Below are 23,089 nucleotides of genomic sequence, written 5' to 3' on the forward strand. Positions count from 1 at the left end.
TAACCGGCTAATGGCTTCCTCCGCGGCAAAAACAATCGTTTCGCGGAGATATATAAGCAGAATTGCTAGTGCAAGCTTATCCAATGTTACACATCAAAAAACAGCAATGTCATAGGTCGCCAGCATATCAGACAACAGCGATAACGGCAGGCCGACGACATTAAAATAACAGCCGTCGATCCGCTCCACAATGGTTGACCCTAAGCCTTGTATGCCGTAAGAGCCTGCCTTGTCGCGAGGTTCCCCGGTAGCTGCGTATCTGGCAATCTGGTTCTCGCTGAGAGGTTTCATCATCACTCTGGTCATGCGGTGCGCAACCTTCGCTTCGCCAGTGGCGGAGTTCACGCAAGCGACGCCGGAGTACACTTCATGCCAGCGTCCCTGGAGACGCGTAAGCATGGATTTCGCCTCTTCATCATCCGCAGGCTTGCCTAGCACATCGCCGTCTAGCACGACAATTGTGTCCGCGCCAATGATTATTGACGCTCCATCCTCCTGCTTTTGTTGTAGCAGCGGTATGGCCGCATTCGCTTTTCTTAAGCTGAGCTGCTCGACGACTTGTGCCGGCGACCAGCCTGCTTCGATCGTTTCATCCGTGTCAGTAGACAAAATATAAACCGGCAAAGAAAGGTCCAGCGATGCGACCAGTTCCTTCCGGCGCGGTGACGAAGAGGCCAGTACTAGCTGACTGATCGCTTCGTTGCGTGATTGGTTATATGCCATAAAATTATTGCTGCGCTCCTTCGTGCTTTCCTCTAGCGGCCAATAGCCGCTGCTCTACATTTTGCGGTACAACCATATTGCAAGGCAAGCTCCGATGATGCTGAACAGGCTGAGCTGCAAATGAAGCGTCAGGTTGAAACTGAGTACATAGAGATCAATAGCGGGAGACCATGTCGTTTCGATTGGTTTCGTTAAAAAAGAGATGCCTGAAACGGGGGCCAGCCACTGCGCTACCAAAGCGCCGGCAATTAAGCCAAGTATGATAAAAATGAGAAGTATCCAGCCGTTTTTCTTCATCTTTCAACGCCTCTCGCCATGAAATGACACCTAAGACCATTATACGCATGAAGCTATTCGTTTACAATGCGCTGATGGTCGCAAACCATTCTTTTTGCGCAATGACCGCATTCATAACCGCTTTTTGCGTTGACCATAAATGGGCTTGAGATGGCTTTTTATCATAAGCTTCCATCGATTTGGCAGCTGAATTTATAGCTTGTATGATTTGATCAAGATAGGCTTTTCCATCCGCGTCTAGTATACCTATTCGCATCGCTGCGGCATTTTCTGTCCATTGCTGATGCTCGGCTTGCCACGCGGCTGCCGCTGCCGTGCTCAGGGGAGACAAAGCTGGCTGCTCCAGCTGCGCTAATGTTAAATCATCCAACATTTGGACGATTGCTCCTGTCCGTTCAAAGAAGCTTTGCGCGGCTTCTGATTCGCCCGTGAACGGAATTTTCGCAGGGTAGTTGAGGCTAACTTCTTTAATGAATAGATCAATATCCGGCAGCAATCCCCGGATCGCCTGCGCTTTGCTACGGTCGCTTCCCATGCCCGCATAAACGCGATAATCGGCTGCGCTGTTTATTGCTGCTCCTGCAAGACCTTTCTGCCCCAGCTGTTCGAGCGCAGCGTCCCTGCCCGCCGTATTGCTGAATACACCGAACTGCAGTAAATAATAGGTCTGATCCAGGCCCTTAAGGCTGGCCATCGCCGTATTTGCATCGGGATTGGGATCCGTTGTATCGCCCGCTGCCTGCTCTCCGGTGTTTTCCGTATCACCAACGACTGTATTAGCGCCAGTCTCATCGTTCGAAATATTGCCTGTAACCGCCTCGGAATCGGGCTTGTTTCCTGTTCCGCTCGGGAAGATGCTCCCCCCCGTAAACAAAGACAACAGCAAATAGCCAAACAACGCGCCTGTAGCCAGCGCGGCCGCCACCGATAAGAACACGTTAAACCAAGAAGGCGCTCCAGCCTTGCTTTTCATTCTAGAATATTGACGCTTATTGCTTGTTGATTCTGCGTATAGAAGCTCCTCCTCATAAGGAGGGGGAACCTGACGACCATCATTTGCAAAATAAAAGCTTTCATCTCCAGCAGCCTGATTATAGTCCGGCCCATCGTCTGCCTCGAATGCGGCTTGCTTTTCTATTGGCTTAACGATTGGCTTAACGATTGGCTTCGCGGTCGGTAATGCGTTTGGCATTGCCTTTGGCATATCGGCAGGCTTTACGGCAGATGTCTTTTCCTTTGGCGGAATCGCCGGTTTCGGCTGTGCTGGTTCCGGCTTTGCATCCGAATTTCGGATCAGCTGCTCCAATGCGGCAATGTCCTCTTGAAACGGACTGTTCCAAGGGCTAACTTCGCTAATCGCATGCTGATCCGTAGAAGGATATAGTGGAATGACATTCATTTTAGCTGGTTTATTCGGAATCGTATTCGTATTCGGTGCCATGCTGGCCGTGGCAGCTGCATTGCTCTCAAGGCCCTCCTGCTGTTTATCCATGCGGTGCCCTTCTCCGCCAACGGTTTGCCCGTTCCGATCGAAACGGTAAGTAATCCGGTTTTTTTGCGTCACGATAACCACTCCTTGTCCCTTTCTTCTAGTATTAATCTATGAGACTTTTAAGAGATTTAGACCGAAGACGGCAGGTCTTCCGCTTTTTTTGGAGCTGCTTCGATTATCGTGTCCGTATGGGGGCATGGCTGATCATAGAGGGCACGTTGCGCATGTGGGCACGGCTGCGTGGAGGGCATCTTGCTCATGGGGAGCACGGCTGCTTTTGAGGGGGAATGTTGCACATGAGGAGCACAGCTGCACGTGAGGGGGATGTTGCACATGGGGAGCACAAGCTTCACGTGAGGGACACGGCTGCGTATGGGGAGCATGGCTGCTCGTGGGGAGCGACTGTGTATGGGGAGCACAACTGCACGTGAGGGACATCGCTTCGTATGGGGACAGCAGAAGAACAGAAGATGAAGAAGCCTTTGTCATTGCGAGACACGCATTGCTTTGATGGGCGGCGAACTTAATTGCGCAACCTATGTATCCGTATCGTTTCTAGGTGAGCTGGACTTAATCAGCATGTACCGACACGACGCCGATCACATTTAACTGGAAAAACCCCTGCTAATTCTTTTCCATTATCGGTTTTAGATCATTTAACTGGAATGACTCCTGCTAATATGCTGATCATGCCTCATATAGCCATTCAGCCATAAAATTAGATGGAGATATTCCCGTTAAATCAATCTTCTATGCCTCATAGAACGATTAACGGGAATTTTTCCTGTTATTTGCTTCTGCCGGCGAACATGATTTGCGCAACCTACACCTCCGTTTCGTTTCTATGTGAGCTGGACTTAATCAGCATGTACCGACACGACACCGATCACATTTAACTGGGAAAACCCCTGCTAATTCTTTTCCATTATCGGTTTTAGATCATTTAACTGGAATAACTCCTGCTAATATGCTGATCATGCCTCATTTAGCCATTCAGCCTCGAATCTAGATGGATAATTTCCCGTTAAATCAAACCTCTATGCCTTCATAGAACGATTAACGGGAATTTTTCCTGTTATTTGCTTCTGCCGGCTAATATGGTTTGGCAACCTATGTTTCCGTTTCGTAGGCTCCCCATTTTCGCGTGGCCCCTAGCTTGCAAAGGAAAAGAAATTAGCAATTGGAAACCTGAAAATCCAGCTAATAGATTGAACAAAAAGCAAGCGAATAGGTTAAAGTCAAAGTGCTGAATGGTGCTGGTGAGCAACGTCCATAAAGGACAGTGTGGAAGCATATCCTCTTTTTCGGGAAAAGAGAATAATATTGGAATAATTACTCGATGAGATTATGCAGAAAAGATGAGGAACTTTTGCGGTTAGTCATTTGCTAAAATATTGGTGCTTACTCTTTTTTGCGATAAAGCCCTTTTATATCCCCTTCCTATCCCACAACGTCCCCCAAATCAAACTGTCTGCTCGACTTGATTCCGATAAGACTTGACTAGCCTTTTCATATAAGCCGCGCTTGATTTTTCTGTCCTTTTCGCCCAGCTGAGGCTCCGAAAATACGCTCAACCCTTCTCTTGTCGCTGCCTTCCTCTCTAAAATATAATCCAAAGTCGAATACGCTCTCATACTCAGCAGGCTCAGTACATCTTCCGAATTTAATATGAAGCCTGCCTTGACTGCCTCTCTATATCTAAAAGCTGTCGCTTCTTTCATAAATGTCTTATCTTCGATTATTTTTCCGGCTTGTTCAAGCTGCCTGAGCGAGAGACGATCTCGTTTTATCGCAGCTATTACTAGACTGACAAGAGCCAAATATCCTGTCGCAGCAAATGCATGGAGCAACTCCTCCAGAAGGCTGTCACCCAGCCGGAGTTATTTCTCGATTCTTCCAGCAAAATATGAATACGCGATATGCTCCTTAGCGGCCGGTATAAGGACAATCTGGTTCATTGCATGGTATAGTCTACTGTTTGCTTTAGACGTCAGTTCTCCGCTCAATCCCAGTTGTCTGCTAATATTCATTTCCGAAATTAAGGAATTTATTTTAGAAAGTTCATCCACCTGAAGTTCCGTTCCGCTTGATTCAAGAATGTCAATTAATGCGTCTATTTCAGTCAAATCCGACCACATCCTTTATGTTTCTGACAAACCTGCACCTGTCTGCACGCCGACCTAACACACTCTAGCAAAATCCAGCTACCGATTTGCCTTACACTATTGAAATTCCCCTCTACAACTTTCGGAAAAATTCAATACCTTTAGAACTTCATCATCCTCTAAGCCCGCATTACGCCTCCATTGCTACACTGCATTCTATACAACAGAATGCGACGCAGCCCAGCAACCTTCAACCTACAATGTAGAATATGCAATAGAATACTTAGTTTCGATTGATTTTCATCCTTTGGGAGTGCTTTCTGTTGCATTTTCTGCATCGTAGCCGGTTGAAGGAGTGCGATGTTAGATTTACAATGCAGTTTATGCAGCGTAAGAACCTCTTCTGAAAATAGTGCTAATCTAATTATTCGCCATCATTTTTCATTCATTGCCATCAATTTCCGCCCACTGCATACCGGCACGCAAGGATATGTCTAAGATAACCCGCGCTCCCGTTATCCTCTTTGCACGCGCGCATGCTCTGACTCGCACTGGTGCTCATTCATTCTTGTGCGTACGCTCCCGCTTAATCCCGTGCTTCAAACATTGCGATTCCCCCAATTATCGCTAAAAACACAAAATGCCCGATGATTCCAAAAAGGAACCGCCGGGCATTAATTGTTTAATGGTTTGATTTCAACGATTTGGCCAGCGAATCCGCTACCTTCCAAATGTCGCCTGCTCCCATTGTGATGACCAGATCGCCTGGCGCGACCCGTCCTGACAAATAGTCGAACACTTCTTCCTTGGTTGGAAGATAAACCGTATTGGCATTGCTGTTGCTCTTAATCAGCTCTACCAGCTTAAGCGAGGTCACGCCCTCAATTTGAAGCTCTCCCGCAGGAGAGTAAATATCGGTAATGATGACTTCGTCCGCCTCAGGAAATGCACGGCTGAATTGCTCGAACAGGAAAAAAGTACGCGTATAGCGCTGCGGCTGAAATACCGCAATAATGCGTTTGCCTGTCGCCTTAGCCGCGCTGATCGTCGCTCTGATCTCTGTCGGGTGGTGGGCATAATCGTCAATGACCAAAATATCGTTGACTTCGCCCAGCACCTGAAAGCGTCGCTTAGCGCCTCTAAACGCTTGAATCGCAACCGCGATTTTGTCAAAGTGCAGGCCTGATTCAAGACAAGTAATAATCGTAGCCATCGCGTTATACACATTATGGAGACCTGGAACCGAAAGCTCCACTTCTCCCAGGGTTGCTCCGTTATGCGTCATCGTAAAGGATACCTTGCGGTCTCCAAGCACGATATTTTGCGCCTTATAGTCTGCATCGTTATCAATACTGTAGGTGATCAGCTGCGATTTATCGATATTCCCTTTATACACTTGCGGTATCAGTTCGTTAACCGTCTCGTCATCCGCGCATACAATCGCCTTGCCGTCCGATTTCACCTGCTGCAAAAATTGTACATAAGCGGCTTTCAGCTTACCGAAATCGCCGTCATAATTTTCAAGATGATCCGGCTCAATATTCGTCACGATAGCCAGTGTCGGATGGTAATGAAGGAACGAGCCATCACTTTCATCCGCTTCGGCCACGACATACTCGCCTTTGCCTGCTTTAGCGTTGGTTCCTACATTAACGATTTCTCCGCCGATAATATAGGTAGGATCCGCATCGCAATTTTCCATGACAAGCGCGATCATCGAAGACGTGGTCGTCTTCCCATGCGCGCCGGCTACCGCGATGCCTTTGCCTGCGTTCATTAATCTAGCGAGCATTTGCGATCGGTGCAGCACTGGAATGTTCAGCTCCTCCGCTGCCACCCGTTCAACGTTATCCTTGGAGAGCGCTGTCGAGTAAACGACCAGGTCCGCGCCCTTCACATGCTCCGGCTGATGACCGATAAAAATGCTGGCACCATTTGCTGCAAGCTTCTCTGTTAATTCTTGACGCGCGACATCGGACCCAGTCACTTTATAGCCCATTTCCAGCATAACGCGGGCAATGGCACTCATTCCGTAACCGCCGATTCCGATGAAATGAACGTGTTCTGCCGTATTCAAAGACGGTTCACCAACCTTTTTCAGAATCCGAGTCATACAAAATGCGGGAGCGAACGTCAGCAATTAAATAAAGCGTGCCTGTTACGACCCCGAGGTCTGTTTCCCCGGTTAACTGTTGTAGTTTTTGTAATGCTGTATGCCAATTTTGTTCTACTACAAGCTCAAAAGCATACTTATCCGGCTGCTGCTGCCGCATTTCATGTACCAATTCAGCCAATGCAGAGGCTTCTTTTTTCATTCGAAAATCAGGCTCGGTCACAATAAGCGTATCCACTATTGGTAGTATATGCTTAAGTACTTCCTGATGATTCTTATTCTCCAGCATCCCCATCATGAGATGTAAACGGTCATACTTATATGTGTTGGTCAGCGCATCCGCAAGCGATTCCGCGCCTTCAGGATTATGTGCGCCGTCGATAAGAATGCGGGGCTGCTGTGATACCATTTCCAGGCGTCCAGGCCATGCCGCTGCTTTCAGTCCTTCTGCCAAAATATCATCTTCGACTACTAACGCATTGTATTGGCGCAGCACCTCAAGGGTCATAACCGCAACAGCTGCATTGGTCCGTTGATGCGCGCCGTTTAGCGTGATCGTTAACGGCTCGATGCTCCGGAATAAATTATCAAAGCGGAAGGTTTGCTCATTTTCGCGAACCGAAAGCGCCGTTTCATGGAATTGCTCCCCGAGCAGGTAAAGCGTGCTTTTCTTCTCCGCTGCGACACGCTTGATGACATCAACCGCCTCAGGCTGAGCTACCGCGCTAATGACCGGAATCCCGGCTTTGATGATGCCGGCCTTCTCGCTCGCCACAGCTTCGATGGTATCGCCGAGCCGGTCCATATGGTCATGTCCGATATTCGTAATCACCGTTACGACAGGCTGCACAATATTCGTCACGTCAAGACGTCCGCCAAGGCCAGTCTCCCATACGACATAATCGGGATAAGTAACCTTCGCGTAAAAAAGAATGGCAAGCGCGGTCGATACTTCAAACATCGTTGGTGAGCCAAGCTCCGTTTCGGCAAGCGCCTCAACATGTGGCTTCAGCTCATTCGCCAGCCTAAGCAGCGTTTCTTCTTCTATATCGATGCCGTTATATTGAAAACGGTTTGTGAACTTCGTAATATACGGCGATGTAAACGTTCCTACGTCATATCCGCCGCGCAGCAAAACGCTGGTCAGATACGCGCAAGTCGAGCCTTTGCCGTTCGTTCCTGCAATGTGAATAAATTTTAGTCTGCGATGCGGATTTTCTAACAGCTCCATCAGCTTTTCAATCCGTTCAAGCCCCGGACGAATACCGAATGGAATAAGCCCGTTGATCCAATCCACCGCTTCCCGGTAGGATTGCAGCGGCCCTTTTGGCCGCTGCTCTATCTGTTGATTCGTCATCTTAATCGTACCTTCTTCCGTTTTGCAGCGTTATCCGCGCAATTCCGCAATTCTAGCAAGTACCTTGTCGCGTTTGTCTGCATAATCGTTCATTTTGGCGCGCTCTTCGTCAATGACTTTAGCCGGTGCCTTCGCTACGAAGCCCTCATTGCCAAGCTTCTTCTCGACCCGCTCCACCTCAGCGTTTAAATGCTGGTGCTCCTTCTCAAGACGGGCGATTTCCTGCTCGATATCGATCAAGCCTGCAAGCGGCAAATAGAGCTCTGCTCCGGTTAGGATAGCCGTCATTGCTTTGTCCGGCGCGTTGACATGCAGGCCGGTCTCCAAGCTTGAAGTACCGCAGAAACGTTTAATGAACTCTTCATTGCGGGACATGATCGCCGCTTCCGCCTCGCTGGACGGCTTGATCAGCATTTCAATCTTTTTGCTCATCGGCACGTTCACTTCCGCACGGATGTTCCGTACCGCGCGGATCATTTCCATCAACAGCTCCATCTCTTTAACGGCATCCGGCGCCTCAAGCGCCTTGTCATATACCGGCCATTCAGCCAATGTGATCGTGTCGCCTTGATGAGGCAAATGCTGCCAAATCTCTTCGCTGATATACGGCATGAACGGGTGAATCAGACGCTGCGTGCGGTCAAGCACGTACGCGAGCACCGATTGCGTTGCTTTTTTGGCCGCTTCGTCCGTGCCATAAAGGCTAAGCTTAGCGAATTCAATGTACCAGTCGCAAAGATCATCCCATATGAAGTTGTACAGGATCCGTCCGGTTTCGCCAAATTCATAGCTCTCGATTAGACGGGTCACGTCACGAACGGTTTCATTCAAGCGATGCAAAATCCAACGGTCTGCCGTGCCTAGGTTAACCGTAATATCAATATCCCCGGCTTCAACGCCTTCTAGATTCATCAGCGCAAAGCGCGAGGCATTCCATATCTTGTTCGCAAAGTTGCGCGCTTGCTCAACCTTCTCCCAGCGGAAACGCAAATCCTGTCCCGGCGTGCTGCTTGTCGAAATCATATAGCGCATCGCATCCGCGCCGTATTTCTCAATAACCTCGAGCGGATCAACGCCGTTGCCCTTTGACTTCGACATCTTCTGACCTTCGGAGTCGCGAACGAGACCGTGAATCAGCACATCCTTGAACGGAGACTGCTCCGTAAACTCAAGCGCCGTAAAGATCATCCGCGCCACCCAGAAATAGATGATGTCATAGCCTGTTACAAGTACATCCGTCGGGTAAAAACGTTTCAGATCCTCTGTTTGATCCGGCCAGCCCAGCGTCGAGAACGGCCACAGCGCGGAGCTGAACCAAGTATCGAGCACGTCGTTGTCCTGGCTAAGATGATCTCCTGCCATGTCCTCTCGGGAAACATGCATCTCGCCGGTCGCTTCGTCATACCAAGCCGGAATTCGGTGGCCCCACCACAGCTGCCTGGAAATACACCAGTCGCGTACGTTTTCGATCCAATGCAAATAAATTTTCTCGAATCTCTCCGGTACGAAATTGACGCCCTTACCAGCCTTCTGGGCCGCGATTGCTGCTTCGGCAAGAGGCTTCATGGCTACGAACCATTGCGTGGAAAGGTACGGCTCTACTACTGCGCCGCTGCGCTCGCTGTGTCCAACCTGGTGCACATGATCTTCGATTTCGACGCATACTCCCTGCTCCTGCAAATCCTTGACAAGCTGCTTGCGGCATTCCGCGCGGTCAAGGCCCTGATACGGACCCGCTTCCGCATTCATCGTGCCCGTCTCGTCCATGACAATAATCTGCGGCAGTCCGTGGCGTTCGCCTACCTCAAAATCATTCGGATCATGGGCCGGCGTTATTTTCACCGCGCCTGAACCGAATTCTTTATCCACATACTCGTCGGCGATAATCGGAATCTCGCGCCCAACAACCGGAAGCACGATCATCTGGCCGATCAGATGCTTATAGCGGTCATCTTCGGGATGGACGGCAACCGCCGAGTCGCCGAGCATCGTTTCCGGACGTGTCGTTGCAACGGTAATAAAGCCTGATCCGTCTTTAAGCGGATATTTGAGATGATACAAATGCCCGTTAATCTCTTTATGCTCAACCTCGATATCGGACAGAGCCGTGCGAGCGGCAGGATCCCAGTTAATGATTTTTTTGCCGCGGTAAATCAAGCCCTTCTCGTAGAGACGGACAAACACCTCGCGGACAGCCTTCGAGAGACCTTCGTCAAGCGTAAACCGTTCTCTTGAATAGTCGAGGGAAAGGCCCATTTTCGCCCATTGGTCGCGAATCGTATTCGCATACTCATCCTTCCATTCCCACACCTTCTCGAGGAAGGCTTCACGGCCAAGATCGTAACGGGAGATCCCTTGCTCCCGCAGCTTTTGCTCCACTCTTGTTTGAGTCGCTATCCCTGCATGGTCTGTTCCCGGCAGCCAAAGCGCATCATACCCCTGCATCCGCTTTGTTCGGATCAAAATATCCTGCAGCGTAAAATCTAGCGCATGACCGATATGCAGCATTCCGGTAACGTTAGGCGGCGGTATAACAATCGTATAGGTTTCCGCATCCGGGCGTTTGCCTGCCTCGAAAAATTTTCCCTGCATCCAGTAATCGTACCATTTCTGCTCGGCTGCCTTCGGATCATAGGTTGTCGGCATTGCAGTTGTCATTTGATTTTCTGACATTCGTTCCATCCTCCATAAATCGATCTACAAAAACAAAAAAAACCTATCGCCCTTATCATAAAGGACGAAAGGTTTAGCTTCCGTGGTACCACCTTTGTTCCACGCGAACAAGATCCGCATGACACTCAAACAGATAACGGCTGCGGCCGGCCTGACTTCGGTAGAGCACAGGTTGCTCGTACTTGGCTCAGGCAACTCCGGGGCGACTCGTAGCAGTCACTTCCTGCGGAACCTCTCAGCGTAACGGTTCCACTCTCTGAAGGCTTTGCTGCATACTATTCCCCTTCAACGTCGTTATAACGCATATATATCTTTAATCATACCTTTGTTACACGGCTGAGTCAACCAAACACACGCAAGAAATGCCCCTATCGCTCAACTTTTTGAGCAATAAGGGCATTTTCGCCAATCTTAACCTTTATGGAATGTATAATAGCTGTCCTTCCGACACGCCAGAATCATCCAAACGGTTATAAATTTGAATTTCTCTCGGATTTAAGCTGTATCGCGAGGCGATGACTTCCAGTGTCTCATCCCGCTGAACGATACACATTCTGATTTTTCGGAATTCCGTATCCTCGGAGCGTTTGCCAAGAAATAAGTTTTTCCATTCAATCTCGTCACCCGATGCTTGAACCCGCGCTTGCTCATCAGCCCGCTGCTGAGCGATTACCTGCTCGGCAGCCTCGCGGACCGCCTGCTCGCGCCTGCTCGTTTGGAGCAGCGTGAGTATGCCGACATCGGCAGGCAAGCCTGTTCCGTCTTGAGGCTGCTTCCCTGAAAAAGCAATCCGCAGCTCTTGTTTTTCCGGTTCAGGCTCCGGCCTCTGAAGCGGCGATGCATCCGCAAAAGGCGATGGAGGAGGCTCGGTCGCTTCCAACTCAAGCTCCTGCCGCTCCTGCTCAAACGCTGCCTGCGATGCGGAGGCTTCGGTTTCGTCCTGCTCTTGCTCCGCATCCTGAGCGGCCTCCGCATCCTGAGCGGCCTCCGCAAACGTCGAGGACGTTGCAAGCCAGCCATCATGGCTGGTTTGCTGCGAGGCTAAAGTGATTTCCCGCTCGGCAGCTCGTTCAGCTTCCTCTTCTTCCGGCTGCTGCTCAGGGGCTGCGAACAACTGGGACGACGACCAGCCTGATTCGGATGCTATGGACGAAATCGTCACGGTGGCTTCCGGCTCATCCGACAGTTCCGGCTGCTGCTGGTATGGAATTTCCTCTTGCGCAGCAAATGGATTCTCTTCCGCTATGTACGGCTGTTCGTTAGCGGCATTCTGATTAAATATAAACTCCGATGGGCTCTCGTCAAATACTTCCCTCTGATGTACGACTGTGAACGGTTCTTCCCGCCATATTTCTTCCTGTTCTTGAACCGGCTGGGCAGAAATCCCGCGCAGGGATAAAACGCCCGTAATGTTCAAGGTGCGAGCGGACAATAGGTCGACGTCAAAATTATCGATTTCAATCGAAATATCGTCCAGTCGTGATATACGGTTCATCGGCAGCGTAATTTCGACCGGAATCCAATGCTCCAGCGTCAACGAGTTTTCGGAATCATTTTGACTCCTATATACTCCGCTCAGAAGAAGCTGCCCTCTAAGGACGGCATGATCCCCCTGGTCGATCACCTGAATACGGGGAACAAGCTCAATTTCCTCCAGCTCGTCAATTGCCGCAACATCATCGGGCAAATGGACGCGCTCATACACGTCAAAGCGTAATCCGTTCGTTTGATCCGACACGCCTCAGTCCTCCCCTCTCATACTGAATGCTTGGTCTAACGTTACATTCACTACTTATCTATATGGTAGGATGGGCAGGAGCATGACTATCATTTTGAACGATAATGTATCTTTTCTGAAAGCTCTGCCAGCCACTGCGGCCAAGGAGAAACAACTTCCTTATGCAAATCCGTCAAAGGATGCGGAAAAACCAGCTTCTCCCCATGCAGCGCCTGATGGTTCAGCAGCCGGGTATCGCCTCCGTACAAACCGTCACCGACCAGCGGATGGCCGATATGGCTGAGATGGACCCGTATTTGATGCGTGCGTCCGGTCTCCAGTTTTACTCGTATGAGCGACATCCGGGCATTTGAAGCAACTACCTCGTAATGGCTGATTGCTTGATCCCCGTTCTCGGAAACCCGCCGTCTTGCGCGATGGTGGCGATCCTTCCCAATCGGCGCATCAATCGTGCCTGCTGCCTTGGACAACTGCCCCTGCACCACGGCGATATAATGCCTATCGACAGCCTTTGCTCTCATCGCCTCGTCAAGCTTCCACTGGGCCAGGTCATTTTTGGCGTACAAAACAGGACCGGACGTATCATCGTCCAGCCGATGGATATGCCGTGCATTTTGCGGATCGCCTTGGCTGAGAAGATGCCTTGCAGCCGCCTCATCCAAGGTACCGCTTTGGCCCGGAGCCGATCCGTGCACGGCCATTCCGGCCGGCTTGTCGAGCACGATGCAGAAATCATCTTCATAAAGCACGGGCGGCATTTCCGCCTGCGCGTGCGGGCGAATATTTCGGTATGCAGCGTCTATGCGCGGATCGACCGATGGGAATGCGAGCAGCTGAAGCATGTCGCCGTTCCACTGAATGCCCCCGATCGAAAATAAACGATTAATCCACTTCTGCGGAAAAAAGGAACGGGCCAGCAGCCACTGCCGCACTAAATGCGGATGGCTGCCAGCCCGCGGCTGCGCAAGCTCCGGCAAAGCTGCCGGTTCCTTTTCCGAAATGGGATCCATGGCTGCAGAGGCGGAAATGGCCGGCAAAGCTGTCAAGTCAAGCTCCAGCCATTGTCCGTTCCTCTTCATATGACCATCAAGCATGTCATTTCCTCCCAAACGTAAATACTGCGGCGGATGCTCCGCTTCTATTACGAGCCTTATCCCTAACGGTTAACGCGGTTCGTCTTACAGACGGCCAAATGCGATATCATGCGCTTCGATCGTAGCATCAATATCTTCATCCGTGTGAACCGCGGAGACAAACATGCCTTCAAACTGGGAAGGAGCCACGCTTACACCCAAATCGAGCATCGAGGCAAAATAGGCCTTGAATCTCTCGAGGTCGGACGTTTTCGCCGATTCAAAGTTAATAACGGTCGAATCCGTGAAGAACGGGCATACCATTGAGCCGACGCGATTGATCGTGTTCGGGATGCCGTGTTTGCGCGCATTCGCTTCAAAACCAAGCTGCAGTCTCACCGCTTGACGTTCCAGCTGCTCATAAACTTTAGGCGTAAGCAGGCTCAGCGTCGCATAGCCGGCTGCCATCGCGAGCGGATTACCGGATAATGTACCCGCTTGATAAATAGGACCGCTAGGCGCGATCAGCTCCATCAGCTCACGCTTGCCGCCGTATGCGCCGACGGGCAATCCGCCGCCGATTACTTTGCCGAAGCAGGTGAGATCCGGCTTGATGTCATACAGTCCCTGCGCGCAGCTGTAGCCCACGCGGAAACCTGTCATGACTTCGTCAAAAATAAGAACGCTGCCGTACTTTGACGTTACATCCCGCAAGCCCTCCAGAAAACCAGGCAATGGCGGAACGACGCCCATATTGCCGGCAACCGGCTCAACGATAACGCAGGCAATTTCTTCGCCAAACTTCTCGAAGGCGAGCTTTACCGATTCAATATCGTTGTAAGGGACCGTAATCGTATGTGAAGCAACGTGTTCAGGGACACCCGGGCTGTCTGGCAGTCCAAGCGTCGCAACACCTGAGCCTGCTTTGATCAGCAAGCTGTCCGCATGACCGTGATAAGAGCCTTCGAATTTCAAAATTTTGCTGCGCTTCGTGTAACCGCGCGCGAGCCTTAACGCGCTCATGGTCGCTTCCGTTCCCGAGTTAACCATGCGGACAATATCCACCGAAGGTACGCGCTCGCAAACGAGCTCGGCCATTACCGTTTCCAGCTCGGTAGGGGCGCCGAAGCTTGTCCCTTTCTCGGCCGTCCGTTTAATGGCATCGACTACCTCCGGGTGGGCATGACCCATAATGAGCGGTCCCCATGAAGCCACATAGTCAATGTAGCTGTTGCCATCGATATCATAGATGCGGCTCCCTTGCCCCCGCTCCATGTAGACCGGGTTTAAACCAACCGATTTGAAAGCTCTGACGGGGCTGTTCACGCCGCCGGGAATCACCTTCTTCGCTCTTGCGAAAGCAGCAACCGACCGCTCGTCATTTCTAAGGTTCGACTTTTCACTCATTGCTTACACCTCTCCCTTTAACCAGCGTGCCGCATCCTTTGCATGATACGTGATGATGAGGTCGGCGCCGGCGCGTTTCATGCCGAGCAGGGTTTCCAAGACGATCGATTTCTCGTCAATCCAGCCATTTGCGGCCGCAGCCTTCACCATCGAATACTCAGCGCTAACGTTATAAGCGACAACCGGCAAATTGTATTTATCCTTCAGCAGTCTCAAAATATCCAAATAGGAAAGTGCGGGCTTTACCATAAGCATGTCTGCGCCCTCTGCGATATCCGTCTCCGCTTCACGGAGCGCCTCGCGTACGTTCGCCGGATCCATTTGATACGTTTTGCGGTCGCCGAATTGCGGCGCGGAATGGGCGGCGTCCCGGAAAGGACCATAGTAAGCCGATGCGAATTTTACCGAATATGACATGATCGGAACATCGCTGAAGCCTGCATCGTCAAGTCCTTGGCGAATCGCAAGCACGAAGCCGTCCATCATATTCGAAGGCGCGATAATATCCGCGCCGGCTTCCGCTTGCGACACTGCAGTCTGGACAAGCAAATCCAAGGAAGAGTCGTTATCCACCTCGGCTATCCCTGATTCCTCATGCAAATGAACGATGCCGCAGTGGCCGTGATCGGTAAATTGGCATAAGCAGGTATCCGCTACGACCACTAGCTCCGGCGCCCACGCTTTCACCGCGCGGATAGCCTGTTGTACAATGCCGTCCGAAGCATATGCCGAGGTGCCAAGAGCATCCTTGTGCTCGGGAAGGCCAAACAGCAGCACGGATTGGATGCCTGCCTCAACGACATCGCGGATCTCTTGCTCCAAAAGATCCATCGAAAGATGATAGACGCCCGGCATCGATGGAATTTCTTCTTTAATATTATGGCCATGCGTAACGAAAATCGGATAAATAAAATCATTTACGCTCAGCACCGTTTCCCTTACAAGGTTTCGAAGTGCGGCGGTTTTGCGCAGCCTGCGGTTTCTTACTGTCGGAAAACTCATCATTTATTATTCCTCCCTTACCGTCATGGCAAGTTGTTTTTGCTGATAATCCACGATCGCCTGAAGCAGGCCGTCCAGCGTCGCATCCTCAGGCTCAATGGTTACCTCTAGTCCTGCCGCGACTGCGGTCTTGGTCGTGATGGGACCCATGCTGGCAATCGGTATTCCCGCAAGAAACTCCACCGGATCCGTGATCCCTTTGCGTCTCAATACTTCAAGCAGATTGGTTACGGTGGAAGAGCTCGTGAATGTGATCATATGTATCTCTTTTTCAAGAATCCATTCGAGCGCGAGCTCATCCTGCTGCTCTGCAAGCACCGTTTCGTATACATCTATCTCGGTCGCAAGAAGGCCCATGGCGTTCAGCTCGCGCGGCAATACTTCGCGGGCAAGATCGCCTCGCGGCAGCAGTACCCGCTCTCCCGCTTTGAGCTGCGGACTAAGCTGCTCAAGCAATCCTTCCGCATGGAACTTCATCGGAAGCTCCTCGGCAATCAAGCCGCGGGCTGCCAGCGCTGCCGCTGTCTTAGGGCCTACCGCCGCAATTTTGACGCCAAAAAACCTTCTGATATCGATTTGGAATTTACGAAGCCAGCCAAAGAAATATTCTACGCCATTTACGCTGGTGAACATCAACCAGTGATATTGCTCTGCCAGCTCAAGTTTCTCGCGAAGGGCTTCAACCGCTTCCGGTGCCGAAGGCTCGATCGTCTCAATGACGGGAAACTCGCAGGGTTCTCCGCCCAGCGTTTCGATTTGGTCCGCGAGCTCGCTCGCCTGCGCTCTAGCTCTCGTCACAAGCAAGCGCAGGCCGAATAACGGCTTGTTCTCGTACCATTTCAGCTTCTCGCGTTGAAGTACAACCTCGCCCACGACAATGACGGCCGGAGGCTGAAAATTCGCCGCTTTAACGATTTCCTCGATCGTCTCTAGCGTTCCCACAATGGTACGCTGCTCAACCCGCGTACCCCAGCGCACAAGCGCAACAGGCGTTTGCGGCTGCTTGCCGTGCTTCATCAGCTGATCGGCAATATATCCTATTTTGGCAACGCCCATCAGGAAAATAAGCGTTCCCGTTGCATTCGTAACTTTATCCCAATGTATGGAACGATCAAGCTTGTCCGGGCTCTCATGCCCCGTAATAATAGACAACGATGAAGCAAAATCGCGGTGCGTGACCGGAATGCCCGCATAAGCAGGTACGGCAATCGCAGAGGTAATGCCGGGTACGATCTCAAACTCGATTCCGTTATCATAAAGCAGCTCAGCTTCTTCACCGACGCGTCCGAATATCGTTGGATCGCCGCCCTTGAGGCGCGTGACAATCTTGCCCTGCAGCGCCAGGTCCACAAGAAGCTGGTTGATATCCACCTGCTTCATCGTATGGCGGTCCGGCAGCTTTCCGACATAGATCCGCTCCGTCCCCGGCTTTACATAACGAAGCAATCTAGGGCTCGCTAACCGGTCATATACGACAACGTCGCATTCCTCCAGGCATTGCAGTCCTCGAACCGTGATCAGCTTTGGATCTCCCGGTCCAGCGCCAACCAAGTATACCTTCCCCTTGTCCAAGCTTGTCATCCCCCAATTTCAGCTAAAATACGGTCCGCGCCGCGTGCGACGAGTGCTGCTGCAACATCCTTGCCCAGCTGCTCAGGATCAGTCCCCTGCATGACTTCCTTCAACAGCGTTGCTCCGTCAGGCGAGCCGACCATTCCTGTCATCGTCAGATTGCGTTTGCCGTTTTGGCCTTCAACCTCTTCGCCCATGATGCAATATGCGCCAATCGGAACCTGGCAGCCGCCGTTCAGGGACCCTAAGAAGCTGCGTTCCGCGCGAACGGTAAGCTCGGTTTCCTTATCGTTGAATAAAGCAAGCAGCTCCCGGATCTGCTTGTCGTTCTCGCGGCATTCTATGCCAAGCGCGCCTTGCCCGACAGCGGGCAAACATACGTCTACGGGGATATTAGCGGATATCCTGTCCTGCCAGCCCATGCGCGTTAGACCCGCAGATGCAAGCACGACCGCATCGAAGCCTTCGGTTTCCAGCTTACGGATACGGGAATCGATGTTCCCGCGAATGGATTCCAACTGCAGATCCGGTCTCGCGTTTTTGAGCTGGCAGGAACGGCGAAGACTGCTCGTCCCGACTCTCGCGCCTTGAGGCAGATCATCGAGTCCGCCGCCATGGCGGGTAACCAGGCAGTCTCTCGGATCAACGCGCTTCGGAATCGCTCCGTTCATTAATCCTTCCGGCAGCTCGTAAGGCATGTCTTTCATGCTATGAACCGCCAAATCGATATCGCCGTCCATAAGCGCTTGTTCGATTTCCTTTACAAACAAGCCTTTCCCGCCAACCTTGGACAACGTGACATCCAGGATCCGGTCTCCTTTGGTTACGATCTTTTTCACTTCGAACGCGTAATCAAAGCCATGCTTCTCGCTAATCCTTTTCAGCTCGTCGATCACTTGCCCGGTCTGCGTCAATGCGAGCGCGCTTTGCCTTGTCCCTACAACGATGACGCGTTTTCCTTGATTATTATCCATTATGTAAGCCCCCTGTCTATCCGATGAAGCAGGCTCTGCAGCCACTCCTCGATGTCCATATTATACCGTTTATGCTGCATGCCTTCTTCAGCCGCGAGCTTCAGTACGGACTGACGCTGCCGCTCATCCAAGCCTCTGCTAAATACCGCTTCGCGCAAGCGGCGGAGCTGCGCGGTTATTTCTTCGTATTCCGGGCCATATTGCGCCGCAAGCTCCTTCTTAATCCGCTGGGATAAAGCCGGGCTTGCTCCTGAAGCGGTAACAGAAAGCAGCAAATCCCCTCTTCGCAAGGTCGAGGGGGAAATAAACGAGCCGTTGCCCGCCTCATCCGCCGTATTGACCAAAATGCCAAGCCGCTCCGCTGCGACAGCGATAACGGCGTTTACGCGTTTATCATTTGTTGCCGCAAAAACCAGCCGCGCTCCGCTTAGGTCGCCTTCCTCATACTCTCTCTGGCAGCTGTTAATCTTCCCCTCGGCCGCTAAGTCTGCCATTTTTGGGGTTAACAACGGGCTGATCACCCACACGTCATCTGCTCCGGCATCCAGCAGACCAAGCAGCTTCCGCTCTGCGATGGCGCCGCCGCCGATAACAACGCAGCGTCTGCCTCTAAGCTGCATAAACACCGGATAAAAACCATTCATCGGAGCATTGCCTCCCATGCTTCGTTCGATTGTCCGTTAATGGAATGAGGAAAAATAATTCGAAAATAAATTCAGGAGCAGCAATCCGAACGAGAATATGTACAGCCGCGCCAGCTGGAGTCCAGGCCGCTTCAGCATGGCTCTCTGATACACGTAGATGATATATACGATCAAAGTCCCAAAGGATGAAAGCACCTTCCAGTCCAGCAGCAGAGCGGGCCGTCCCTCGACGAGCAATGAGGTCACTGCGATAGCAAGCGACATGGCTAGCAAAGGAACACCGATTATGACAGCCCGGTCGCCGTAGCGTTCAATCATGTCCAAACTTGGCAGCCTGCGAACAAAGTTGGTCCATCGCTTTCGTTTCAACTGATTGTGCAAGAACAAATACATGCCAGCGAACAAGGCTCCGACCGTCAATGCTGCGTAAGCGCATAGCACTAGACTGATATGGATGTATAACAGCTCTCTTGTTGTCTTCCAAACCCCCAGTGACTCGCCGTTGCCGGGATTGCTGTAAAGATTCAGCGCCAACACGGCAAAACCGACGACATTAACGAAAAACACGATAAAATCAATTTTGATAAACCGGCTGATGACTAACGATATCGTAACTAAAAGCCATGAAAATCCTAACCAATATTCGAATGCCGTTACGGCGGTCATTTGCAAATGCGACACGATGCGGGAAACTAAATAACCAGTCTGTAATACCCAAACAAAAATAAGCAGCCCTGTACCCATCCGTTTCGCTCTCCGACTTGCATTCATAAAGTCGGAGAAGTAAAACAGCAGGCTCAGGGCGTAAATATAAAGTATCGCATCATATAAAAAGTTTTGCGTCACCATAGCTCCTCCACCTTGCAGCCCTCTATCTTGTAATAGGTGCTAATACCGCCGCAGCTGCATGGGGTTGAACATTTTTCTTTTTTGCTGCAGCGACAGTATCTGTTGCCGCTTCAAGCTCCGCTTGACGCGTTTTAGCAAGCTCATCCTCCAGTGCAAACAGCTTAACGAACATGTCCATCGCTTCGTCCGCCCGTTTCTCACCGGCCATTTCTTTGATACGCAAAATCGGGTCCTGCATCATTTGGTTCACAATGCTCTTCGTAAGCTTGCGGATGACCTTCAGCTCATGCTCGCCAAGATCAGGCAGCTTGTTCGTCAAGCTGTTCATCGTCTCCTCATGAATGCCGGCAGCTTTGGTTTGCAGCGAACGGATAAGCGGAACTACGCCTAACGTTTTGTACCACTGCTCAAACAATTCCATTTCCTCCGCAATCATAGCTTCGATCTTGGCAGCCTCCTGACGGCGATGCTCCAAGTTGCTCTCCACTATGCCTTCCAAATCGTCGATATCGTACAGGAAGACGTTCTCGACTGCTGCGATCGACGGATCCAGATCGCGCGGAACCGCGATATCGATCATAAAGAGCGGCTTCGCTTTTCTGCGCTGCATGGCAGACGCAACCTGTTGGCGCGTTAGCACGTAGCCATCCGAGCCTGTCGAACTGATAATAATATCCGCTTCATGCAGTTTCTCTCCCGCTTCTTCCATGGACCAGGCAACACCGTTAAACTTGTCAGCCAGCTGAGTCGCCCGTTCATACGTCCGGTTAACGACGACGACACGGTCCGCGCCGTTCGCGTACAAATGCTTTGCGGTAAGCTCGCCTGTCTCGCCAGCGCCGATAACCATGACGGTTTTTTTATTGAATTGTCCAAAAATCCGTTTGCCAAGCTCGACTGCGGCATAGCTGACGGAAACCGCCGATTCGCCGATCGACGTTTCGGAATGGGCACGCTTAGCTAACGTAACGGCTTGTTTAAACAGCATATTAAAAACAGTGCCAGTGGTCTTCTGCTGCTGCGCGAGCAGGAAGGCGTTTTTCACTTGGCCCAAAATTTGCGTTTCGCCAATGACCATCGAATCAAGCCCGCTGGTAACCCGGAACAAATGATCGATCGCCTTCTCGTCCTCATACATATATAAATGGTTAGTGAAATGCTCTCTTGGCAGCTTGAACCATTTTTCCATAAAGCTGCGAATGTAATGCCCGCATAGATGGTGCCTGTCTACTACCGCATAAAGCTCCGTACGATTGCAGGTCGCTACTATGACACATTCCATTATGCTTTGTGTCTGAATGAGCTGGATCAATGCCTCCGGCAAATCCCTTTCCGCGAACGCAAATTGTTCTCTTACTTCTACGGGAGCCGTTCGATAATTCAGTCCTACTGCGATAATGTGCATGCGCGGTCACCTGCCTCCTTCTCCTATGCTCATAAGCCATTGATGTTATCGATTATTATAGCATAGTTAGTTCTTCAGATAATGTTCATTTATGAATAATATTTGAAAAGTACAGACTCATTATTCCCTATTCATGCAAAGAAATAACCATGGATATCATCCATGGTTATTTCGCTATGAGTAATAAGTTTTAAAGCTCCTATACGAGCTCAGTTTGTTTCATCTTTGGTTCTTCCACTTGCAGTTCGCCCATACCGCGTACAAGCTTCTTCGCATAAGTTGCCTTTGGCTTCAATACAGCGAGCATGTAGTCGATCGCAAGCTGAGGATCTACAGTTTCACCGCAGGTATAACAGTCTAGCGCAGCAAAGCCTCTCTCTGGATACGTATGAATCGAGAGGTGACTCTCCGACAGCAGCACGAGCACAGTTGCGCCTTGAGGATCGAATTGTTTTGCTTGAACCGACAATACAGTAGCACCACATGCTTCAGCAGCCTCTACCATGTGTGATTGCAAAAATTCAGCGCTGTTCAGTAGATCAAAGTCTACACCCCAAGTATCAACAGCAACGTGTCTTCCGAAAGTTGAGTATTCCATCTTCCGGTTCCCCCTTCCTAGGAATAAAATGTTTGAAAAATTTCATCCGCTAGGACCTACGTCATTCACTTCTCGAGGGATTAATCTCTCGCAACATAACTATGTCCTGAGTGAATCCTGGTTCCTATTATTTTCATCAACAATGTTTTCAACGAGAATAAAAATAACATCTATCCGCGATAATTGCAATAGTTTTTTTTCAAAGACCGGAATTTACTTTTTCGCGCCAGCCCCGTTTTCAATGTATGACGCAATAGCTTATCCCGCAACGGGACCTTTGTTACCCTGCCATATTATTTTTCGCATCTTCAGGGCTATATACGGAAATATGGTCCACCTGTCCCGTCGACACGGGAATTGCGAATTTCAGCAGAAACCGTTCGTTGACCTCGTAAGAATAAATGGTATCCGAGCCGCTGACCGTCTGTTCATCAGCCGTGCCGAGGGCAATCTCCAGATCCTTCAACGTAATCGCATGAAGGCTGTCTGCATAAGACCTTACATCAAACACGACCATGCCTTTGTTGTAACCAAAAGTAATGCCTTTGTCCGCGTAAGTTGCGTACATCCCCTTACCGGCGGATTCATTGGTATCGGCTTTGCCCCATTTTTTCTCGATTTCATCATAAAGAGAAAAATGGGCGGCATATTCGCTCCCGGGAACCTTGCCTTCCTTCGCAAGGTCGTAAATCGATCCGAGCAGCACGCCGGTCTCAGACACGCCAGTCTCGTCTTTGCCATCATTGCTGTCCGAAGGCTCGACTGGCTTCCCGGACGGCTCAGCGCTCGGCTGAGACGTCGTATCCGGCTGCTCGCTCGGCATCTCCGTTGCCGGCAGCGGCGTTGGATCCACATTCGCATCCTCTCCGCTGCATGCCGTCAAGGATAATGCAATCGCAAAGGTTATGCCGATTGCAAACTGTTTAAAGCGTTTGGTTTGATTCATAATGGTCATCTCCTGTTTGAGGATCTAAGATAGTTTCGTTACCCTGCTACTAACTGCTAAAACATAAAAAAGGTTGCACCACGCCCAGTTGAAAAATAATAGAAATAAAAAAAGAAGCCGC

The 23,089-nt window shown here is 50.7% G+C and carries 20 protein-coding genes and 1 other annotated feature; of the genes, 1 reads left to right on the plus strand and 19 read right to left on the minus strand.

Features of this window, described 5'->3' with window-relative positions:
• Positions 1-93: 93 nt before the first annotated feature.
• From MRBLPE1_RS06980 to MRBLPE1_RS06990, 3 genes are all read right to left on the minus strand, one after another.
• Positions 94-723 carry a Maf family protein gene (locus MRBLPE1_RS06980; protein ID WP_364143262.1) on the minus strand — a complete coding sequence of 210 codons (630 nt, stop codon included), beginning with the start codon at positions 721-723 and terminating at the stop codon, positions 94-96.
• Between the two features lie 54 nt (positions 724-777).
• Positions 778-1,020 carry a DUF4321 domain-containing protein gene (locus MRBLPE1_RS06985; RefSeq protein WP_364143265.1) on the minus strand — a complete coding sequence of 81 codons (243 nt, stop codon included), beginning with the start codon at positions 1,018-1,020 and terminating at the stop codon, positions 778-780.
• Between the two features lie 61 nt (positions 1,021-1,081).
• Positions 1,082-2,584, minus strand: coding sequence for an SPOR domain-containing protein (locus tag MRBLPE1_RS06990; RefSeq protein WP_364143268.1), 1,503 nt, complete (start codon positions 2,582-2,584; stop codon positions 1,082-1,084).
• Positions 2,585-2,808: 224 nt separating this feature from the next.
• Between MRBLPE1_RS06990 and MRBLPE1_RS06995 the strand changes: the two genes are divergently transcribed.
• Complete coding sequence (locus MRBLPE1_RS06995; RefSeq protein ID WP_364143271.1) at positions 2,809-2,943, plus strand: hypothetical protein; 135 nt, start codon at positions 2,809-2,811, stop codon at positions 2,941-2,943.
• Between the two features lie 996 nt (positions 2,944-3,939).
• On the opposite strand, the gene MRBLPE1_RS07000 is transcribed toward MRBLPE1_RS06995, so the two are convergent.
• The 16 genes from MRBLPE1_RS07000 to MRBLPE1_RS07075 form a co-directional block, all read right to left on the minus strand.
• Positions 3,940-4,362, minus strand: a complete 423-nt coding sequence (locus MRBLPE1_RS07000) for a hypothetical protein (RefSeq protein WP_364143274.1) — start codon at positions 4,360-4,362, stop codon at positions 3,940-3,942.
• 30 nt (positions 4,363-4,392) lie between these two features.
• The gene (locus MRBLPE1_RS07005) at positions 4,393-4,638 is read right to left on the minus strand and encodes a hypothetical protein (RefSeq protein WP_364143277.1); all 246 of its coding nucleotides are present in this window, start codon (positions 4,636-4,638) and stop codon (positions 4,393-4,395) included.
• A 661-nt stretch (positions 4,639-5,299) separates the two neighbouring features.
• On the minus strand, positions 5,300-6,694 hold the full coding sequence (gene murC, locus MRBLPE1_RS07010; protein ID WP_364143280.1) for a UDP-N-acetylmuramate--L-alanine ligase: 1,395 nt from the start codon (positions 6,692-6,694) through the stop codon (positions 5,300-5,302).
• 7 nt (positions 6,695-6,701) lie between these two features.
• Positions 6,702-8,087 carry a bifunctional folylpolyglutamate synthase/dihydrofolate synthase gene (locus tag MRBLPE1_RS07015; protein ID WP_364143282.1) on the minus strand — a complete coding sequence of 462 codons (1,386 nt, stop codon included), beginning with the start codon at positions 8,085-8,087 and terminating at the stop codon, positions 6,702-6,704.
• Positions 8,088-8,117: 30 nt separating this feature from the next.
• A complete protein-coding gene (locus MRBLPE1_RS07020) occupies positions 8,118-10,760 on the minus strand; it encodes a valine--tRNA ligase (protein ID WP_364143285.1) in 2,643 nt (880 codons plus the stop codon).
• 57 nt (positions 10,761-10,817) lie between these two features.
• Positions 10,818-11,058: a binding site (T-box leader), on the minus strand.
• 120 nt (positions 11,059-11,178) lie between these two features.
• Positions 11,179-12,498, minus strand: a complete 1,320-nt coding sequence (locus MRBLPE1_RS07025; RefSeq protein WP_364143288.1) for a LysM peptidoglycan-binding domain-containing protein — start codon at positions 12,496-12,498, stop codon at positions 11,179-11,181.
• 89 nt (positions 12,499-12,587) lie between these two features.
• Positions 12,588-13,592, minus strand: a complete 1,005-nt coding sequence (locus MRBLPE1_RS07030) for an RluA family pseudouridine synthase (RefSeq protein WP_364143291.1) — start codon at positions 13,590-13,592, stop codon at positions 12,588-12,590.
• A gap of 84 nt (positions 13,593-13,676) precedes the next feature.
• A complete protein-coding gene (hemL, locus tag MRBLPE1_RS07035; protein WP_364143294.1) occupies positions 13,677-14,978 on the minus strand; it encodes a glutamate-1-semialdehyde 2,1-aminomutase in 1,302 nt (433 codons plus the stop codon).
• Positions 14,979-14,981: 3 nt separating this feature from the next.
• On the minus strand, positions 14,982-15,980 hold the full coding sequence (hemB, locus tag MRBLPE1_RS07040; protein WP_364144542.1) for a porphobilinogen synthase: 999 nt from the start codon (positions 15,978-15,980) through the stop codon (positions 14,982-14,984).
• 6 nt (positions 15,981-15,986) lie between these two features.
• Positions 15,987-17,552: a uroporphyrinogen-III C-methyltransferase gene (gene cobA, locus MRBLPE1_RS07045; RefSeq protein ID WP_364143296.1), complete on the minus strand. Its 1,566-nt coding sequence runs from the start codon at positions 17,550-17,552 to the stop codon at positions 15,987-15,989.
• Between the two features lie 5 nt (positions 17,553-17,557).
• Positions 17,558-18,526 carry a hydroxymethylbilane synthase gene (gene hemC / locus MRBLPE1_RS07050; RefSeq protein WP_364143298.1) on the minus strand — a complete coding sequence of 323 codons (969 nt, stop codon included), beginning with the start codon at positions 18,524-18,526 and terminating at the stop codon, positions 17,558-17,560.
• Positions 18,526-19,170, minus strand: coding sequence for a precorrin-2 dehydrogenase/sirohydrochlorin ferrochelatase family protein (locus MRBLPE1_RS07055; RefSeq protein ID WP_364143301.1), 645 nt, complete (start codon positions 19,168-19,170; stop codon positions 18,526-18,528). The genes hemC and MRBLPE1_RS07055 overlap by 1 nt, the downstream gene beginning before the upstream one ends.
• 36 nt (positions 19,171-19,206) lie before the next feature.
• Positions 19,207-20,019: a cytochrome C assembly family protein gene (locus MRBLPE1_RS07060; RefSeq protein ID WP_364143304.1), complete on the minus strand. Its 813-nt coding sequence runs from the start codon at positions 20,017-20,019 to the stop codon at positions 19,207-19,209.
• A gap of 22 nt (positions 20,020-20,041) precedes the next feature.
• Positions 20,042-21,424, minus strand: a complete 1,383-nt coding sequence (gene hemA, locus MRBLPE1_RS07065) for a glutamyl-tRNA reductase (RefSeq protein ID WP_364143306.1) — start codon at positions 21,422-21,424, stop codon at positions 20,042-20,044.
• A 199-nt stretch (positions 21,425-21,623) separates the two neighbouring features.
• Positions 21,624-22,022 (minus strand): adenosylmethionine decarboxylase, encoded by a 399-nt coding sequence (gene speD / locus MRBLPE1_RS07070; protein ID WP_054027216.1) that lies wholly within the window; start codon positions 22,020-22,022, stop codon positions 21,624-21,626.
• Between the two features lie 280 nt (positions 22,023-22,302).
• On the minus strand, positions 22,303-22,968 hold the full coding sequence (locus MRBLPE1_RS07075) for a YjgB family protein (protein ID WP_364143310.1): 666 nt from the start codon (positions 22,966-22,968) through the stop codon (positions 22,303-22,305).
• Positions 22,969-23,089: the final 121 nt, after the last annotated feature.

This window comes from Paenibacillus sp. LPE1-1-1.1, from assembly GCF_040676435.1.
GTDB lineage: Bacteria > Bacillota > Bacilli > Paenibacillales > Paenibacillaceae > Pristimantibacillus.

Excerpts from the sequence above, each read along its gene's own strand:
- MRBLPE1_RS06980 (WP_364143262.1), bottom strand. The coding sequence starts at position 723 with ATGGCATATAACCAATCACGCAACGAAGCGATCAGTCAGCTAGTACTG.
- MRBLPE1_RS06985 (WP_364143265.1), bottom strand. The coding sequence starts at position 1,020 with ATGAAGAAAAACGGCTGGATACTTCTCATTTTTATCATACTTGGCTTA.
- MRBLPE1_RS06995 (WP_364143271.1), top strand. The coding sequence starts at position 2,809 with ATGAGGAGCACAGCTGCACGTGAGGGGGATGTTGCACATGGGGAGCAC.
- MRBLPE1_RS07015 (WP_364143282.1), bottom strand. The coding sequence starts at position 8,087 with ATGACGAATCAACAGATAGAGCAGCGGCCAAAAGGGCCGCTGCAATCC.
- MRBLPE1_RS07020 (WP_364143285.1), bottom strand. The coding sequence starts at position 10,760 with ATGTCAGAAAATCAAATGACAACTGCAATGCCGACAACCTATGATCCG.
- MRBLPE1_RS07030 (WP_364143291.1), bottom strand. The coding sequence starts at position 13,592 with ATGCTTGATGGTCATATGAAGAGGAACGGACAATGGCTGGAGCTTGAC.
- hemL (WP_364143294.1), bottom strand. The coding sequence starts at position 14,978 with ATGAGTGAAAAGTCGAACCTTAGAAATGACGAGCGGTCGGTTGCTGCT.
- hemB (WP_364144542.1), bottom strand. The coding sequence starts at position 15,980 with ATGAGTTTTCCGACAGTAAGAAACCGCAGGCTGCGCAAAACCGCCGCA.
- hemC (WP_364143298.1), bottom strand. The coding sequence starts at position 18,526 with ATGGATAATAATCAAGGAAAACGCGTCATCGTTGTAGGGACAAGGCAA.
- MRBLPE1_RS07055 (WP_364143301.1), bottom strand. The coding sequence starts at position 19,170 with ATGAATGGTTTTTATCCGGTGTTTATGCAGCTTAGAGGCAGACGCTGC.
- MRBLPE1_RS07060 (WP_364143304.1), bottom strand. The coding sequence starts at position 20,019 with ATGGTGACGCAAAACTTTTTATATGATGCGATACTTTATATTTACGCC.
- hemA (WP_364143306.1), bottom strand. The coding sequence starts at position 21,424 with ATGCACATTATCGCAGTAGGACTGAATTATCGAACGGCTCCCGTAGAA.
- speD (WP_054027216.1), bottom strand. The coding sequence starts at position 22,022 with ATGGAATACTCAACTTTCGGAAGACACGTTGCTGTTGATACTTGGGGT.
- MRBLPE1_RS07075 (WP_364143310.1), bottom strand. The coding sequence starts at position 22,968 with ATGAATCAAACCAAACGCTTTAAACAGTTTGCAATCGGCATAACCTTT.